This window comes from Rhizobium sp. P43, assembly GCF_056730705.1.
In genome coordinates, this window is sequence record NZ_CM161539.1 from 4,362,375 (window position 1) to 4,377,292 (window position 14,918).

Annotated in this window: 12 protein-coding genes; 9 read left to right on the plus strand and 3 right to left on the minus strand. The window is 58.8% G+C overall.

Going from position 1 to position 14,918, the window contains the following annotated elements; all coding sequences use genetic code 11:
- Positions 1-182 precede the first annotated feature (182 nt).
- The 3 genes from AC1PUL_RS21445 (at position 183) to AC1PUL_RS21455 (ending at position 3,624) form a co-directional block, all read left to right on the plus strand.
- On the plus strand, positions 183-1,241 hold the full coding sequence (locus AC1PUL_RS21445) for a glycoside hydrolase family 5 protein (RefSeq protein WP_480468650.1): 1,059 nt from the start codon (positions 183-185) through the stop codon (positions 1,239-1,241).
- A 96-nt stretch (positions 1,242-1,337) separates the two neighbouring features.
- Positions 1,338-2,327, plus strand: a complete 990-nt coding sequence (locus tag AC1PUL_RS21450) for a glycosyltransferase family 2 protein (protein WP_480466000.1) — start codon at positions 1,338-1,340, stop codon at positions 2,325-2,327.
- A complete protein-coding gene (locus AC1PUL_RS21455; RefSeq protein WP_480466001.1) occupies positions 2,296-3,624 on the plus strand; it encodes an O-antigen ligase family protein in 1,329 nt (442 codons plus the stop codon). The genes AC1PUL_RS21450 and AC1PUL_RS21455 overlap by 32 nt, the downstream gene beginning before the upstream one ends.
- Before the next feature lie 12 nt (positions 3,625-3,636).
- Here the strand turns inward: AC1PUL_RS21455 and AC1PUL_RS21460 are convergent, their stop codons facing one another.
- Complete coding sequence (locus AC1PUL_RS21460) at positions 3,637-5,331, minus strand: GumC family protein (RefSeq protein WP_480466002.1); 1,695 nt, start codon at positions 5,329-5,331, stop codon at positions 3,637-3,639.
- A 129-nt stretch (positions 5,332-5,460) separates the two neighbouring features.
- Between AC1PUL_RS21460 and AC1PUL_RS21465 the strand changes: the two genes are divergently transcribed.
- Positions 5,461-6,756 carry a lipopolysaccharide biosynthesis protein gene (locus AC1PUL_RS21465; protein WP_480466003.1) on the plus strand — a complete coding sequence of 432 codons (1,296 nt, stop codon included), beginning with the start codon at positions 5,461-5,463 and terminating at the stop codon, positions 6,754-6,756.
- 9 nt (positions 6,757-6,765) lie between these two features.
- Here AC1PUL_RS21465 and AC1PUL_RS21470 read toward each other — a convergent pair whose 3' ends face one another.
- Positions 6,766-7,629 (minus strand): DUF6492 family protein, encoded by an 864-nt coding sequence (locus AC1PUL_RS21470; RefSeq protein WP_480466004.1) that lies wholly within the window; start codon positions 7,627-7,629, stop codon positions 6,766-6,768.
- On the minus strand, positions 7,626-8,819 hold the full coding sequence (locus AC1PUL_RS21475; RefSeq protein WP_480466005.1) for a glycosyltransferase family 4 protein: 1,194 nt from the start codon (positions 8,817-8,819) through the stop codon (positions 7,626-7,628). The genes AC1PUL_RS21470 and AC1PUL_RS21475 overlap by 4 nt, the downstream gene beginning before the upstream one ends.
- Before the next feature lie 296 nt (positions 8,820-9,115).
- Here AC1PUL_RS21475 and AC1PUL_RS21480 point away from each other — a divergent pair, with 296 nt between their 5' ends.
- The 5 genes from AC1PUL_RS21480 to AC1PUL_RS21500 are packed head-to-tail and all read left to right on the plus strand — an operon-like array spanning position 9,116 to position 14,880.
- A complete protein-coding gene (locus AC1PUL_RS21480) occupies positions 9,116-10,555 on the plus strand; it encodes a UbiA family prenyltransferase (RefSeq protein ID WP_480466006.1) in 1,440 nt (479 codons plus the stop codon).
- A complete protein-coding gene (locus tag AC1PUL_RS21485) occupies positions 10,555-11,883 on the plus strand; it encodes an FAD-binding oxidoreductase (protein WP_480466007.1) in 1,329 nt (442 codons plus the stop codon). Before AC1PUL_RS21480 ends, AC1PUL_RS21485 begins: the two co-directional genes overlap by 1 nt.
- A gap of 34 nt (positions 11,884-11,917) precedes the next feature.
- Positions 11,918-12,340 (plus strand): EamA family transporter, encoded by a 423-nt coding sequence (locus AC1PUL_RS21490; RefSeq protein WP_480466008.1) that lies wholly within the window; start codon positions 11,918-11,920, stop codon positions 12,338-12,340.
- Between the two features lie 55 nt (positions 12,341-12,395).
- Positions 12,396-13,406: an NAD-dependent epimerase/dehydratase family protein gene (locus AC1PUL_RS21495; protein ID WP_480466010.1), complete on the plus strand. Its 1,011-nt coding sequence runs from the start codon at positions 12,396-12,398 to the stop codon at positions 13,404-13,406.
- Between the two features lie 10 nt (positions 13,407-13,416).
- On the plus strand, positions 13,417-14,880 hold the full coding sequence (locus tag AC1PUL_RS21500) for an aspartate aminotransferase family protein (protein ID WP_480466011.1): 1,464 nt from the start codon (positions 13,417-13,419) through the stop codon (positions 14,878-14,880).
- Positions 14,881-14,918: the final 38 nt, after the last annotated feature.

The window sequence follows — 14,918 nt, forward strand, 5'->3', positions numbered from 1 at the left end:
CCGCTCGACGGCGAAGAGCTGCGCATTCGGAATTCTGACAGCTATTTAGGCTCTGCTCCGCAAACTGTGATCTGCCAAGGGATGACGGCTGCGCGCGTTAATGCTCTTTGCAGGAGCCGAATGACAGCATGCCGGTCGTTCGCTAAGACTTGGGTGTTTGCGCGCCAACGGGTTTGAGGATGATGAAGCGAAATTTGTTGCTTGGCTTGGTCTCCAGCATTGTTGCTGTGGCAACTCCCCTCGGCTCGTCAGCGGCCTCTGGCGGTGCCTGCTATCGCGGCATCAATCTTGCCGGCGCAGAGTTCGGCAATCTGCAGGGTGTGTTTGGAGAAGGCTATATCTATCCGTCGCTGGAGACGATCACCTATTTTGCCGGTAAGGGCTTCAATACCGTGCGGTTGCCCTTTCTCTGGGAGCGGCTTCAGCCAAAACTCAACAGCGAATTCGACCCTGCCGAGTTGAGCCGTCTGCGTGAAACTGTGGCGACGATCGGATCCTTCAATCAGACGGTCATCCTCGATCCGCACAATTACGCCCGCTATTTCGGAAAGCTGATCGGAACGGAAGAGGTGCCGGTGTCAGCTTTTGTTGATTTCTGGCGGCGACTTGCCGAGGAGTTCGAGGGAGACAGACATGTCGTCTTCGGCCTGATGAATGAGCCATTCGACATCTCATCGACGGACTGGCGTGACGTATCCAACGAGGCGATCGCGGAAATTCGGAAGGTCGGCGCTGACAACCTGATCCTGGTTCCCGGAACGTCCTGGTCGGGTGCGCATAGCTGGTTTGGAGACTGGTATGGTGGGGCGAATGCCGACGTGCTGCTGGGCATCAAGGACCCCGCCAACAATTATGCCTTCGAGATTCACCAGTATTTCGACGATGATTTTTCCGGCACCCTGAACAATTGCAGCCGTGCGGCGGATGCGGTCGATTCGATCCGTCGGGTTGGCGATTGGTTGAAGCAAACCGGACAGCGCGGCTTTCTGGGTGAATTTGGTGTTCCGGGTACGCCGGAATGCACGGCGGTGCTGACCGAAGTGGTCAAACTGCTCGATGAGGATAAGACATCTTGGATCGGCTGGACCTACTGGGCTGCCGGTGACTGGTGGCCGGAGACCGAAGAACTCAACATCCAGCCGACCAAGAACGGCGACCGCCCGCAGCTGAAGGGGTTGGCGCCGGTGCTCAACGATTTTGTCGGGGCGGCCGAGGGATGCCCGGCGCTTGAACGTCGGTAAACCCTGGCATTGGCCCGAAAGGGTCCGAGGTTAAGCTGGTATCAACAGTTTTCGTATTTGCTCGGCGAAGTTCAGCACATTCGAAAGAGTTCCAGATTGGCCTTACCGGATCACATCGAGCTGGTCACGCAAACGCCAGATCTGGCGCATGACGCCGTTACTGTCGTGGTGACGGTGCCAACGTTTCGGCGTCCGGTGCATCTTCTCAAGACGCTTGCCAGCCTTGCCGCGCAAAGGACAGATCGGCGGTTCGCCGTGGTGTTGGTCGATAATGACAGTGATGGTCGCGAGGGCGTGGCGGCGGCAAAGCCATTGTTCGATAACGGGCAGATCAACGGTATCCTGATCGTCGAAACGCTGCGGGGCAATTGCAACGCCTACAATGCCGCCTGGCTGACGGCGCTCAAGAATTTTCCCCGCATGAGCCATTTGCTGGTCATCGATGATGACGAGATTGCCGATCCGGATTGGATCGAGACCATGAGCCGAACCAGGGAACAGCTCGGCGCCGATCTGGTCGGTGGTCCGCAGGTGCCGGTCTTTCCGACGGCCGAGACGGGTGACGTCCCGCACCATCCGGTATTCACGCCGCCCTATCGGGCCACGGGGCTGGTTCCTCTCCTCTATTCCTCCGGAAATCTGTTGGTCTCGCGGCAGGTGCTTGAGGCGAAGGGCTATCCTTTCCTAGATCCGCGTTTCAATTTCATCGGCGGCGGGGACGCCAATTTCATTGATCGCTCTGTTCGAAGGGGGTTCAAAACCGCTTGGTGCAGTGAGGCGCCTGTTTATGAGACTGTGCCTGCAAATCGCCTGCAGCCATCGTGGCTGCGCGCCCGTGGCATTCGTGACGGTGTCATCTCCACCCTTGTCGAAAAAGGACGCCGTTCCGATCAGCCTTTGGGAGCGGTTCGGGTTTTCCTGAAAAGCCTTGCTTTGCTTTGCCTCTCGCCTTTGAAGGCGGTCATGGCGGCGCGCCGTCTCGGATCACTGCAGAACAGCCTCTATTACGTCCATGTTGGCCTTGGACGCACCCTCGCTCACTTCGGATATGCCGATGAACAGTATCGACATACGGACGGACGCTGACCGCAGCGTCGCGGTCGCGGGGTCTCACGATCCCGCGCAGATGCTGCGTCGTGCCGCTGTCGTGGTCAGCATCCTGCTGTTCACCGTCATGCTTATCTCCTTCCAGCCTTTCTCACCGGTTCACGAGGGGGTGGAAGAGGGCGGCAATCTGGTGAACCAGCTGGGTTTCGGCTTGCTTGGGCTGATCGCTCTTTGCTCGCTGCTCACGCTTGCCGATCCGCGCAGGCTGCCGTCGCTGGTCGGCCCGGCCTGGATGCTGATGGTCGGCTTCCTCTTGCTTTCCGGTTTTGCCAGCCCCGATCCAAGCGCGACCTTTCGAGGCATCATTCTGACCCTCATCGTGATGATGACCACCGTAACCGTTTTGGCACTGCCGCAGGACGGAGATGGCTATGCCCGCATGTTGAGCGTGGTGGCCGGTATCGTCATCTTCATGTGCTTTGCGGGCATCCCTATTTTCCCATCGCTCGCAACCCATGGCTTTGACGCGCTCGAGCCGCAGAATTCCTATCTCTGGCGCGGGGTCTTTACACACAAGAATATCGCAGGCCCGGTCATGGCCGCCTTCGCTTTTGCCGCCATCTATCTTTGGCGACGCGGCGACCGCTGGCCCGGTTTCCTGATCGGTCTATCGGCTTTGGTTTTCATCAGCCAGACAGGTTCCAAGACAACGCTCGGACTGGTTCCGGTCGCAGCTTTGCTGGTGTTGCTGCCAAGTGCGCTCGGCTTGCGTTTCCTAACGCCGGTGGCCGTATTCTGCTGCCAGCTTGCTTTCGCGCTCCTGACATTCGGTTCCGTCCTGTTTGAGCCAATCCACCAATTCGTTCTTTGGCTCGGTATCGACCCGACCTTCACGGGACGGGTTTCAATCTGGTTGTTCGGTCTTGATGCCCTGGCCGATCGTCCTCTGACCGGCTTTGGGTATGAGAGTTTCTGGAGTACGGATCTGGTCCGCTATGCCGCCAACCCCTACTATCTCGACTGGGACGTGCGCGGTATCGTCCATGCGCATAACGGCTATCTCGATATCGCCCTATCAATGGGCATCCCGGCACTGATCGTGGCGCTTGCAGTCCTCATCGTGCTTCCCTTGATCGATTACATGCGTTGCAGACCGGTTCGAGAGAACAGGCTGCTTGCCGACTTCTTCATGATGATCGTGTTCTTCACGACGCTGAACGCCATGATGGAAAGCTTCTTCTTCCGGCGCATGGACCCCGTCTGGATGTTCAGCTTCTTCGGTGTGATCGGCTTGAGGCTTGTGGCAAGGGTTGTCATTCCCCGCAGCCGTAGCTGAAATTTTCGCGCTTCATACCATAGCCTCGCCGCGAGTTTTCCGCAGACGTGCGAGGTGCAAGCCGAGAGCCAGCATCACACCCACACCGAAGCCGAGAATGACGCCGCCGAGAGCGATGATCTTGCGGGAGGGACCGGCCGGTTCAAGCGGCGGACGGGCCTCGGAGAGCACCTGGATATTGGCCAGCGTTATCGCTTCCTGTTCCCCGGTCTCCCGCGTTCTGAGCAGGAAGGACTCGTAGACAGAGCGACGGGCGGCTGCCTCGCGCTCAAGCTCGCGCAGGGTGACCAGACGATCATTGTTCGATGCCTGGGTGTTCTTCAGCTCCTGCAAGCGGCTTGTCAGTGCCACTTCCTGCTGGAGCGATCGATCCAGCTCGACCTGCAGCGCGCTGCGGATACGTCCCAGTTCCTCACGGATCTGATTGCGCATCCCGTCCGCTTGCGAGCGTGCCTCAATGTAGCGTGGGTGTTGCGGTCCATAGCGGGCGGCTATCGCTTCCAGTTCCTTGCTCAGATCGGCATACCGCGTTCGCAAGACCGCAATCGTATCGGAGCTGACATCTTCCGGAAGAGCGAGGTCAGGTCCGTTCGAAGCCGACATCTTCGCAATGCTGGTGATCTTCGCTCGCAATCCGGCCGTTTCGACGCGCAGCGCGCTCAGTTTTTCGTTGAGCAGCTTGAGGTCGTTATCAGCGATGAGTCTGCCGTCCACATTCACCAGGTCGTTCGAATTGCGGAAGCTTTCGGCTGCCTTCTCGGCCTCTTCGAGCTTCATACGCAGATCTGCCAGACGGCTGGAAAGTTCGTCTGAGGTGCGCCGGACGGCTTCGGATTGCATCGAGGCGAGTTCCCGTTGGAATGCGTCACTGACAAGGTTCGCCAGCCGCGCCGACTTCTCGGGATCCCGGGTCTCCGCCGAGATCGAAAAGATGAACGTCTTCTCGTCACGATTGACGTTGACCACCTCATAGAGATGGTTGAGCACGCGGGATTCGATGTTTTGGGCGCTCGCCTGCGAACTTCTCTGCCATAGTCCGCCGAGACCGGAGGGCGCCAGGGTTCCGTTGAATTCCGGATCCTGCTTGAGATTGGCCTCCTCGATCACCTTAAGCAATACGCTGTTGGACTTGACGATGCGTGCCTGGCTTTCGACCACGGCGAGGGACGCATCGGTCGGCAACTGGTCGGTGGTCAATTGATCACCGACGGTGCGGATCTGGCGGGGATCGACGAGGATATCGCTGCTGGCGACCCAGAGCTTCGGCAAGGTCATGGCATAGGCGCTCGCGAACAGACCACCGATGACCGTCGAGGCAATGAGGATCCGATGTGAGCGCTTCAGAATGTCGATGACCATCAGAGGGTCGATCAGAGGTTTCCAGTCGTCCACATCCGGTGCGAAGTTTTTGCGGTTCGGCTCTGCGCCCTGCCTGATATCGGCAGTGGCATCCTTAGCCTGATTTTCCTGCGAAGGAGCCGCAGACGCTTCCGGCTCCGGTTCGACAAACTCCATGCTGTTTACCTGGCCTTCCAGCATGGCTACACGGGCGCGCAGAAAATCAAGATAGTCGTCGTGACGCTCAAGCATATCCCTGAGGGAGGGGCGGCCGGTTCGCGTGCCTGCAGACTGGCCGGAAGCGGGTCCTGGAGCGTCCAGGCCTGGCTTCTTGCCTCCGTGGCTATTGCGATCATCGCGCAGATACATATTGGCCCTTGCTTCGGCAAATGGTTTGCTTGGCGCAAATCTAATTTTTTTAGAAAAACAAATGGTTAATAATTCGGAAAATTAACTCTTTCGAACATATGTTCCTAGCGTCCCGGCGGCGCCCGATTTATGGGTGACGACGTGCGCAACCCTGGACCCGACGTGAACGCGAAACTTCGACATTTCTTTGCAAACCAACAGTTGTTGAGCGCTTATCTCTCGGTCATCTCCGGGTCGGCCGGGCGCCTTGTTGTGTCTCTCGTCTACTTCATCATCCTGGCCAATACGCTGCCGATCGCGGATTACGGCGTATTCGCTACGGCTTCCGGCACTGGGCTGGTTCTCTCGCGCCTTCTGGCCCTCGGATTCAGTTCGCCGCTCTATCGGATTGCCGTGGTCAAGCCGCAGCTTCTGGGTGTCTATACGGTTGGCTATCTGCTGGCGTCCGTTATCTCACTGCCGCTTGTCGCGCTTTCTGCGATGGTGATCTATCTTCTATTCTTCTCAGGCGATGTCGGCTTTTTCGTTTTCTCGCTGGTGATCGTCACTGAGACGCTTCTCTGGCGGTCCGCCGAAATCATTATCATCGTCAACAACGGTCTGAAGCGCTTTGCGCTTGCTGCAGGTCTGGTGATTTTCGGCACGGCCGCACGCGCCGTCGCAGCCGCTTTGTTCTGGAGCCAGTCGACTGCCCACACGCTCGATCAATGGGTCTGGTGGTATATGGGCGCCAATGCCTTGTCGCTGATCGTCGCCCTCTATTTCTATCCGCGCGTTCGATTGCGCTTTGACATTCGGCTCTATGTTCGGCGTGTACAGGACTCGCTTGCCGTTGCGGGTGCGGAACTCCTGTTTTATCTCCAGTCGGAGCTCGACAAGCTGATGGTCCTTGGTATCGGAGGTCCGGCGGTCGCTGGCCTCTATGCCATCATCATGCGGGTCGTTGATCTCACAGCCCTGCCGATCCGCTCCTTCAACACGATCCTGGTGCAGAAGCTGATGCAGAGCCCGGACCTGCTGAAATCGCTCCGGCTTAAGGTGCTCATCGAAGCGGTGCTGTTCACTGTCTCCGTGGCGGGGCTGGGAGCGCTTGCCTATCTCTTGCATCTCTATCCGAATGCTCTCGGCCGCAATGTGGCTCCCGTCGCTGAACTCTTGCCGCTTGTTATCCTCGTTCCCGGCTTTCGTAATCTCGTCGAGTATCAAGGTGAGTTGATGTATGCCCGAGGCCATAGCTGGTTGCGGACGTTGTGCCTGGCCATGCTGACGCTGAGCAAGGCGGGGCTGATCGCAGGCTTGCTGACGAGCCTTTCTACCGATGGGCAGGAATGGATCATCGCCCTCAATGGTGTCTTCGTCTGCCTCTACCTGATCTCGGCGCTCTTCACCTATTCGAGCCTCAGAATGCCTGCGAAACGGGTGTGATCGATCCGATCAGAGGCCGAGTACCCGCCGGATATCATTCGGTTCAAGGCCGAGGAAGGACTGCATTCCCAGTGCCACTTGCTCTGGGGCCATATCCCGGACAAAGGCGCGGAATTCATCTTCGGTCGGTGGAGGAGCAAGCCAGAAGACCTTGCAGAGTTCCGTCTGGTCGTGGAAGTGACCCGCGCCATTCTCTACGTCATCGACGAAACGTCCATACATCATGCATTCCGAAAAGCAGCGCTGCTTGCCCATGGCGGCCATCCAATGCTCGCCCGTGATATTTTCGATCCGTGCGCACATGTCCTGGATGGCGCTTCGTTTCCAGGCAATCATTGTGCCGATGTAGTCTGTGGTCGATGGCTGCGTTGCGGGAATCCCCAGCAACTTCCCGGCGTTCGCGGACCAGAGGCGATGTTCGGTCATGGTTTCTGCTGCAAGCGCGCCTGGTCTCACCATGAGCCGCAGCGCATCGTCGCGCCAAAGCTGGCTGCAATCGTAAGGTCGCAGAAAGGCGACATCGGAATCGAGATAGAGGAAGGCATCATCATCGATGAGGTCCGCGATCGCGATCCGGCGGAATTGCTGGACATGCCAGCCCCGCAGCGGTTTGGTTCTGAATGATAGCCAGATACGGCGTCGGCCCATTGTCAGCGGATCGGGAAAAACCCTCAGCCAGGACGGCAGCAGGTCCTTCTCTCCGATGATGACCCTGCGTGGCGACTGCAATTGCCGAAACAGCGGAACGTCACGATCTTCGACGAGGACGTAGTGTTTCGTGTATCCCGTGAGATGCCTATCCAGCGTCTCGCAAAGCAGGCGAAACCGTTCAAAATCGGCGTGGTAACTGGCGGTCACAACCGCTGTCTTCATGACAGGTCTTCCTTTAAAGCCGACCTCTTATCGCTCAGGAGTCTCAACATCTCCTGAATGCCGGCATCCATGCGGGCGCGTTGTTCATCGGCAAACATCCGCCCGTCGAGCCGCTGACGGTCTCCTGCTCGTGCGCGCCGTATCTTTTCGTTCAATGCGGCGGCAAAGTCTGCCGGATCGTCGGCGAGAGTGCAGTTGGCAGGGATCGTCGCGATGCCGCGGACGGAACTGGTGGTGGCGACGCTCGGAAGCCCCAAAGAAAATGTTTCGATCGTCTTCAACTGCACGCCGGTACCAGCGCGACTGATCAGCGGGATCACGGCGCTCGCCGCAACAAAGTCTGTTGCGCGTTCAATCCTTCCGACAAACTTGACGTCGGGCCATGCGGCCGCCAGGTCGTTCGGGGTGCTGCCGGCGACACTGATGCGCACATCCTCGATCAGCCTGGGCTTCACCTCTTTCAGGAACCACTCCAGACCAATCCGATTGGGATGCCAGGTCCATGTTCCGAGCAGGGCGAGGTCATGTGTCAGCTGCGTGATCTCTGGCAGATGCGTCGATCTGGGAATGCTCAAGGGGAGAAATACGGACGCTTGTGGGTGAACTCCGAGGTCTGCCAAATCCTCGGCAGCAAAGGCTACAACGCCAGCCGCCTGATCCCGTAAGTCGTTTTCCAGTGTCTTGAGCAAGCGAGCGTCCCGGGCAAACAGAATTCGCTTGATCAAGGAGCCGGCGTTTCGAGCGTTTTCGGCCGAAGAACGGTGCTCGACATTATGCGCCACAAAAAGCGATGGTTTGCCCGTGAAGACGTCTGCAAATGCTCCTGCGAGGGCAACTCCGTTCAGAACATAGCCGTCAAAATCGCCGGCTTCCGCAACGGCCTGCCGCACAGTCGCTTCCGGTATCACCCGAAGCTTGGCGCTCGACATCGGCAGTCGGGTGGCGAGCGACATCAGCAACCATTTCAGCTTCAGACCGGCGCCGGCCTTTTCTGTCCGCACCTCCACCTCGCCAAGCGAAGCATGGGCCCCGCGCGCCACAGCCTGGCCCGGCCATGAGCAGCCGACAACCGTCGTATGCACGCCTGCCCGTTGCAGCCCTTCGAGCAGGGCCGAGTTGGCCAGTTCATAACCAGTGGCAGGATTGGCTTGAGCAACAAGCGAAGTGACGAAGACCAGATGCAAGGACAAATCGCCACCTATGCGAGACACGATACTTTTTCGAGATGCAATTCTTAAACCTTATTCTCAGTTAGCGGCATGAACATTCCTTTAAACAGGCCTAATTGAGGACCCCATTAACTCCGAATTCATGCCTGCGTACCTAACGTTTCACAGGTTCGTGAGGGGGCTTCGTCCATTTCGCGGAGAGCCTCTTTGTCCTGGAAGCGCTGATATCGCCTTCCTTGTTTCAGTTGTTTGCAGCCCGGGTCTGTCCCGCTGGCATGCGCCTTTGATTGGTATAGCGTTCTGGGAGTACAGCGAGAATGGACGCCAGATTACAAGAGAGCCGGGATCTGCCACTTGCAGTCGATCTCGACGGAACGCTGATTGCGACGGATCTTTTGTGGGAGACGATTTTTCTCGCACTGAAGGCCAATCCGCTGATCGTGTTTCTCCTTCCGATCTGGGCTCTCGCAGGCAAGGCGCGCCTGAAGCTTGAACTTGCCCGGCGTGTTACACTCGATGCTTCGCGTTTGCCTTATCGGGAGGATTTTCTCGACTATCTTCGATCAGAGCGCGCCTCAGGCCGCACGATCGTCCTGGCGACTGCCGCAGCTGAGCCCCTGGCGCATGCGGTTGCCGCGCATCTCGGGATCTTTTCCAAGGTATTCGCCACCAGTGAGGGCATCAATCTCGCCAGCAGGGCGAAGGCCGCTGCGCTTGTGGAGGCCTATGGTGAATATGGCTTCGACTATGCGGGCAATGATCGCGCTGACCTCGCGATCTTTGATCAGGCCCGCAATGCGATCGTCGTTGCTCCGGATAGGGCGGCGTCTGGCTACCAGCGGGCGCATGACACCATGCGTTTCGACGCGCCCCGTCAAAACTTCAAGACCTATGTGAAGATGTTGCGGGTCCATCAGTGGCTTAAAAACCTGCTGGTCTTCGCGCCTGTGGTGCTCGCCCATGATTTTCTGATCGCTGAAACGATGTTTTCTGCGACGCTGGCCTTCATCGCCTTTTCGGCGTCGGCCTCGGCCATTTACATCATCAACGACATCATCGACCTGCCGCTGGACCGTGTCCACCCGCGCAAGAAGCATCGGCCCTTTGCCAGTGGCGCCCTTTCGATCCCCTTCGGCCTCTCGTGCTCCGCAGCACTGCTGGCGATTGCTGCGGCGATCTGCTTTTTCCTGCCGCCGATGTTCGCCGTCATCATCGCCATCTACATCGTCAGCACCACGGCCTATTCGCTGGCGATCAAGCGGATGCTTCTGCTCGACGTAATTTGCCTTGCAGGGCTTTATGCGCTGCGGCTCCTCGGCGGTAAGCTGGCGGCGAACATCCCGATGTCCTTCTGGCTCATGGCCTTCGCCTTGTTTTTCTTCCTCTCGCTCGCGTTCTTGAAGCGCTATGTCGAGTTGCAGAATTCAGGTGCCCCGGAGCAATCGCGTATTGCGGGTCGCGGCTATAGGCCTGAAGACATCGGCATCGTCGGTCAGAGCGGTGTGTCTTCCGGTTTTACGGCGGTTCTCGTTCTGGCGCTCTACATCAACAGTGATGCCGTGGGTACGCTCTATTCTGAGCCTTGGCTGATCTGGCCCCTCGTGCCGATCGTGCTCTACATCAACATGCGTGTCTGGGTTCTTGCGCATCGCCGAGAGATGAATGACGACCCGGTTGTGTTCATCGCGTCGGACTGGCGAAGCCAGATCTTCATTGCGCTCGGCGCGGCGCTCCTCGTTGCGGCCGGGATGGTCTAATGCTCGGCGCTTTCGACAGCTTTGGACGTGTCGATCGTCGTCCGCGCATGGCGCTACCAGTGGCGGATGCGCTTGCAAGACTGCGGGATGCACCCGCTGGCACCGGGTCCACGCTTTTGCCGTTCGGCAATGGTCGGTCCTATGGGGACAGCTGCCATAATGACGGCGGTGCGCTGGTGCCGATGCGTGCGCCGTCTGCCGACATGTCGCTCGATGCCGAAAGCGGGCTCCTCGATGCTGCGGCTGGCGTCACGCTTGAGGATGTCATCACTCTTGTCGCGCCACACGGCTTCTTCCTGCCGGTCACGCCAGGGACGCGCCATGTCACGCTTGGTGGGGCCATCGCCAACGATGTCCATGGCAAGAACCATCATCTGCGTGGGACCTTTGGCCGCCATGTGGAAAGCTTTGAACTTCTGCGTTCCGATGGCAAAGCCTACCACTGCTCAGCCACGAGCAATGCGGGTCTGTATGCCGCGACGATCGGGGGCATGGGGCTGACCGGCATTATCACCCGTGCACGGCTCACGCTGATGCGCGTGTCTTCGATGGATATCGACGAGCAGATCTTGCCCTTTGGCCATCTCGACGACTACTTCGACCGTGCGGAAGAGGCTGACCGGACCAACGAATATGCTGTTGCATGGGTCGATCAGTTGGCGTCCGGGCGATCGGCGGGGCGCGGCGTGCTGATCACCGGCAATCATGCCGACAACGGCAATCGGCACGTGGAGACCAGGGCCAGCCGTCTGGTGGTGCCCTTCGATCTGCCATTCTCTGCCCTCAATCGCTTCAGCCTTTGGGCCTTCAATACGGCTTATTATGCGGCCAAGAGCCGGAAGCGCGGCGTGCATCGGGCAGGCTATGGAAGCTTTTTCTATCCTCTGGATGGAGTCGGTCACTGGAATAGGCTCTACGGTCCGCGTGGGCTTTTCCAGCACCAGAGCGTTATTCCCTTCGACGCGGCGCGTCTGACCATCCCACGCCTGCTTCAAGCAAGCCGGGATGCTGGTCATGCATCGTTCCTGACGGTGTTGAAACGCTTTGGCGATATCGGTTCGCCAGGCCTCCTGTCATTTCCGCGAACGGGCTACACGCTGACGATGGATTTCCCCAATCGCGGAGCGCGGACGCTTGCGCTTCTTGAGACACTCGACCGCCTTACGATCGAGGCTGGCGGTCGCGTCAATCCCTATAAGGACCAGCGGATGAGTGCGGCCACCTTCCAGGCCGGCTTTCCCAACTGGGCCGAGCTCGAGAGATGGCGCGATCCCGGGTTTCTGTCGAACTTCTGGCGCCGCACTGCACTGAATTCACCGCACTCATGACGAGACCGGACAGACCATCCGACGAGAGGACACCATGAAATATCTACCCTTCATCCTGTTCACGGTGATGACCAACGCGGCAGCCCAGTTGCTGTTGAAATACGGCATGATCACGCTCGGACCGATCAGCTTCTCGGCGGATACGATGATCCAGCGGATCTTCCAGATCCTCTTCAATCCGTGGGTTTTCCTTGGCCTTGTGATGTTCGTGGTGTCCATGGCCTCGCACCTCTACGTGCTGTCGAAGGTCGACCTCTCCTTCGCCTATCCCTTCCTGAGCCTCGCTTATGTCGCCGTCGCGCTCTGTGCATGGCTGCTCTTCAAGGAAGAGCTGGGCACTCTCAAGATTGCCGGTATCGCCTTCATTTGCGTCGGCACGATCCTGATCGCCCAGGGCGGTCATTCCGAAAGCAGGACAGCAGAGCAGGGTGCGGTGACCAAGCCGGCTGAGACGTGATCCGCATCGATATCCAGAACAAGCCAAAGACAAAGAATAAACAGGGGTTTAAACCATGAGACATATCATTTTCGGCGGTGACGGCTTTGTCGGTCGCTACCTTGCGCCCCGGCTTCTCGCCGACGGTCACGAAGTCGTCGTCGCCGATATCGTCAAGAGCGACCTTGCGCATTATCGCGATGCGCGCTTCGTCAACACCGATGTCACCGATCCGGAGTCCATCCGCAGGCTTGGCATCAAGGCCGATGACATGGTCTACAACCTGTCGGCCAAGATGCTGTCGCCGATCCAGGTGCGGGCCAAGCGGCACGACTTCTTCTTCCCGGTCAATTATTACGGCACCGAGAACATCATCAAGGCGATGGATGCGGCCGGCGCGAAGTCGCTGGTGCATTTCACCACCGACATGGTCTATGGCCACACCTATACCTGGCCGCAGAAGGAAGATCATCCCTGCAAGCCACTCGGTGAATACGGACTATCGAAGCTCAAGACCGAGGAACTGGCGGTCGACTGGCGCAAGCGCGGCATGAATATCAGCCTGTTCCGCCCGCGTCTGATCATCGGCCCCGGGCGTCTCGGCATTCTTGCCAAGCTCTTCAAGCTGATCGACAACAATCTGCCGGTGCCGATGATCGGTTCGGGCAAGAACCCCTACCAGTTCATCTCGGTGTTCGACTGCGCCTCGGCGGCGCATGCCGCCTACAAGGCCGGCGTGCCGAACGAGGTCTATAATCTCGGATCGCTCAACCCGCCGCCGGTGAAGAAGCTCCTCGGCGATCTGGTCAAGCATGCGGGCTCGAAGTCGATCCTGGTGCCGACGCCTGCGTGGGCGGTCAAGCGCACGCTCGACTTCCTCGATCTCATCAACATGCCCCTGATGGACCCGGAGCAATATCTGATCGCCGACGAGATGTGCATTCTCGACGTGTCCAAGGGCGAACGCGAGCTCGGCTGGGTGCCGCAGTATCGCGACGAGGACATGCTGATCGCCGCCTATAGCGAATATCGGAAGTCGCTCGAAGGCCGTCTTGAACCCCATGCCGCAGCATCGAAGGCTGCGTGAGGAGACAGTGATGAATACTGCAGTCAGACTGAACGAACAGCCGACCCTCGATGCGGTCAAGCCGCCCCGCGCCAAGACCGAAAAGCCGAATCTTCTGTCGGTGGATCAGGCCAAGGCGCTTGACCTTCCGCAGATGACCGACCTCTTCACGCAGCATCTTAATCCCGGCCAGCTGCATTTCATGAAGTTGCTCGGCTTCCACAAGGTCAAGGTCGAGCGGGCCGAGGGCATGTATTACTACGACCAGAACGGCCGGAAGATCCTCGACTTCTTCGGCGGCTTCGGGTCGCTGGCCTTCGGCCACAATCACCCGCGCATCATCGACGCGCGCAAGACCTTCCAGGACGAGAAGCGCCACGAGATCGCGATCGCCTTCATGTCGCAATATGCGACGGCGCTGGCCCATAATCTGGCAGCCTGCTCGCCGGGTGATCTGGATATGGTCTTCCTCGGCTCGTCCGGTTCGGAAGCCATGGAGGCTGCGATCAAGGTTGCCGAGCGGGCGGCCGGTCCGCAAAAGCCGAAGGTCGTCTATGCCGAGAACTCCTTCCACGGAAAGACCAAGGGTGTGCTCTCGATCACCGACGGTTCGCTCTATCGGGGCCAGTTCAAGCTGGTCGACAACACCGTTCGCGTACCGTTCGGCGATATCGAAGCGATCGAGAACGCCTTCCGCAGCGACCCGGAAATCGGTGTCATCGTGCTCGAAACAGTCCAGGGCGGTGGCGGCATCATTCAGGCCGATGCTGCCTTCTGGCAGAAGCTGCGCCAGCTCTGCGACCAGTATGGCGTGCTCTGGGTTGCCGACGAAGTCCAATGCGGTCTCGGCCGTACCGGCAAGTTCTACGCCTTCGAACATTACGGTGTCGTCCCTGATGTGACCGCGCTCGCCAAGTCCCTTGGCGGTGGCAAGACCGCGATGGCGGCGATGATCGCGCGGCGCGAGGTCTATATGAAGGCCTATGGCACGCCGAAGACGGCGATGATCCATGCCATGGCGACCTTTGGTGGCATCGGCGAGGCTTGCATCACTTCGATCGAAGCGCTCAACGTCCTCTATGACGAAGGCCTGATCGACCGCACGGCAGAGGTCGGCGACTATCTGCTCGACCAGCTCCAAATCCTGCAGGCGCGCTATCCGAGCCTGATCAAGGAAGTCCGCGGCCAGGGCATGATGGTGGGCCTCGAGTTCCATGACTTCTCGCAGACCATGCCGCTGGTGCTCCGCCCTGTCATCGCGATGCTCGACGACAAGCTGAAGGGCTCGTTGCCGGGCTTCATTGGCAGCCATCTGCTGCGCGATCACGGCGTTCTCGTCGCCTTCACCGAGTATAATCGCAACGTTATCCGGCTTGAGCCGCCGCTGATCTGCGAACGCGAGCATGTCGACCAGTTCATTGCGGCGCTGGACGAGGTGATGTCACGCGGGATCATCCGGATCGTGAAGGACTTCGTCACCGCTCAGGTGAAGTGATCGGGCAAAGATAGTACTTGGAAGATCAGGAGGCCGGG

Excerpts from the sequence above, each read along its gene's own strand:
- AC1PUL_RS21445 (WP_480468650.1), top strand. The coding sequence starts at position 183 with ATGAAGCGAAATTTGTTGCTTGGCTTGGTCTCCAGCATTGTTGCTGTG.
- AC1PUL_RS21455 (WP_480466001.1), top strand. The coding sequence starts at position 2,296 with ATGAACAGTATCGACATACGGACGGACGCTGACCGCAGCGTCGCGGTC.
- AC1PUL_RS21460 (WP_480466002.1), bottom strand. The coding sequence starts at position 5,331 with ATGTATCTGCGCGATGATCGCAATAGCCACGGAGGCAAGAAGCCAGGC.
- AC1PUL_RS21465 (WP_480466003.1), top strand. The coding sequence starts at position 5,461 with ATGGGTGACGACGTGCGCAACCCTGGACCCGACGTGAACGCGAAACTT.
- AC1PUL_RS21470 (WP_480466004.1), bottom strand. The coding sequence starts at position 7,629 with ATGAAGACAGCGGTTGTGACCGCCAGTTACCACGCCGATTTTGAACGG.
- AC1PUL_RS21480 (WP_480466006.1), top strand. The coding sequence starts at position 9,116 with ATGGACGCCAGATTACAAGAGAGCCGGGATCTGCCACTTGCAGTCGAT.
- AC1PUL_RS21485 (WP_480466007.1), top strand. The coding sequence starts at position 10,555 with ATGCTCGGCGCTTTCGACAGCTTTGGACGTGTCGATCGTCGTCCGCGC.
- AC1PUL_RS21490 (WP_480466008.1), top strand. The coding sequence starts at position 11,918 with ATGAAATATCTACCCTTCATCCTGTTCACGGTGATGACCAACGCGGCA.
- AC1PUL_RS21495 (WP_480466010.1), top strand. The coding sequence starts at position 12,396 with ATGAGACATATCATTTTCGGCGGTGACGGCTTTGTCGGTCGCTACCTT.
- AC1PUL_RS21500 (WP_480466011.1), top strand. The coding sequence starts at position 13,417 with ATGAATACTGCAGTCAGACTGAACGAACAGCCGACCCTCGATGCGGTC.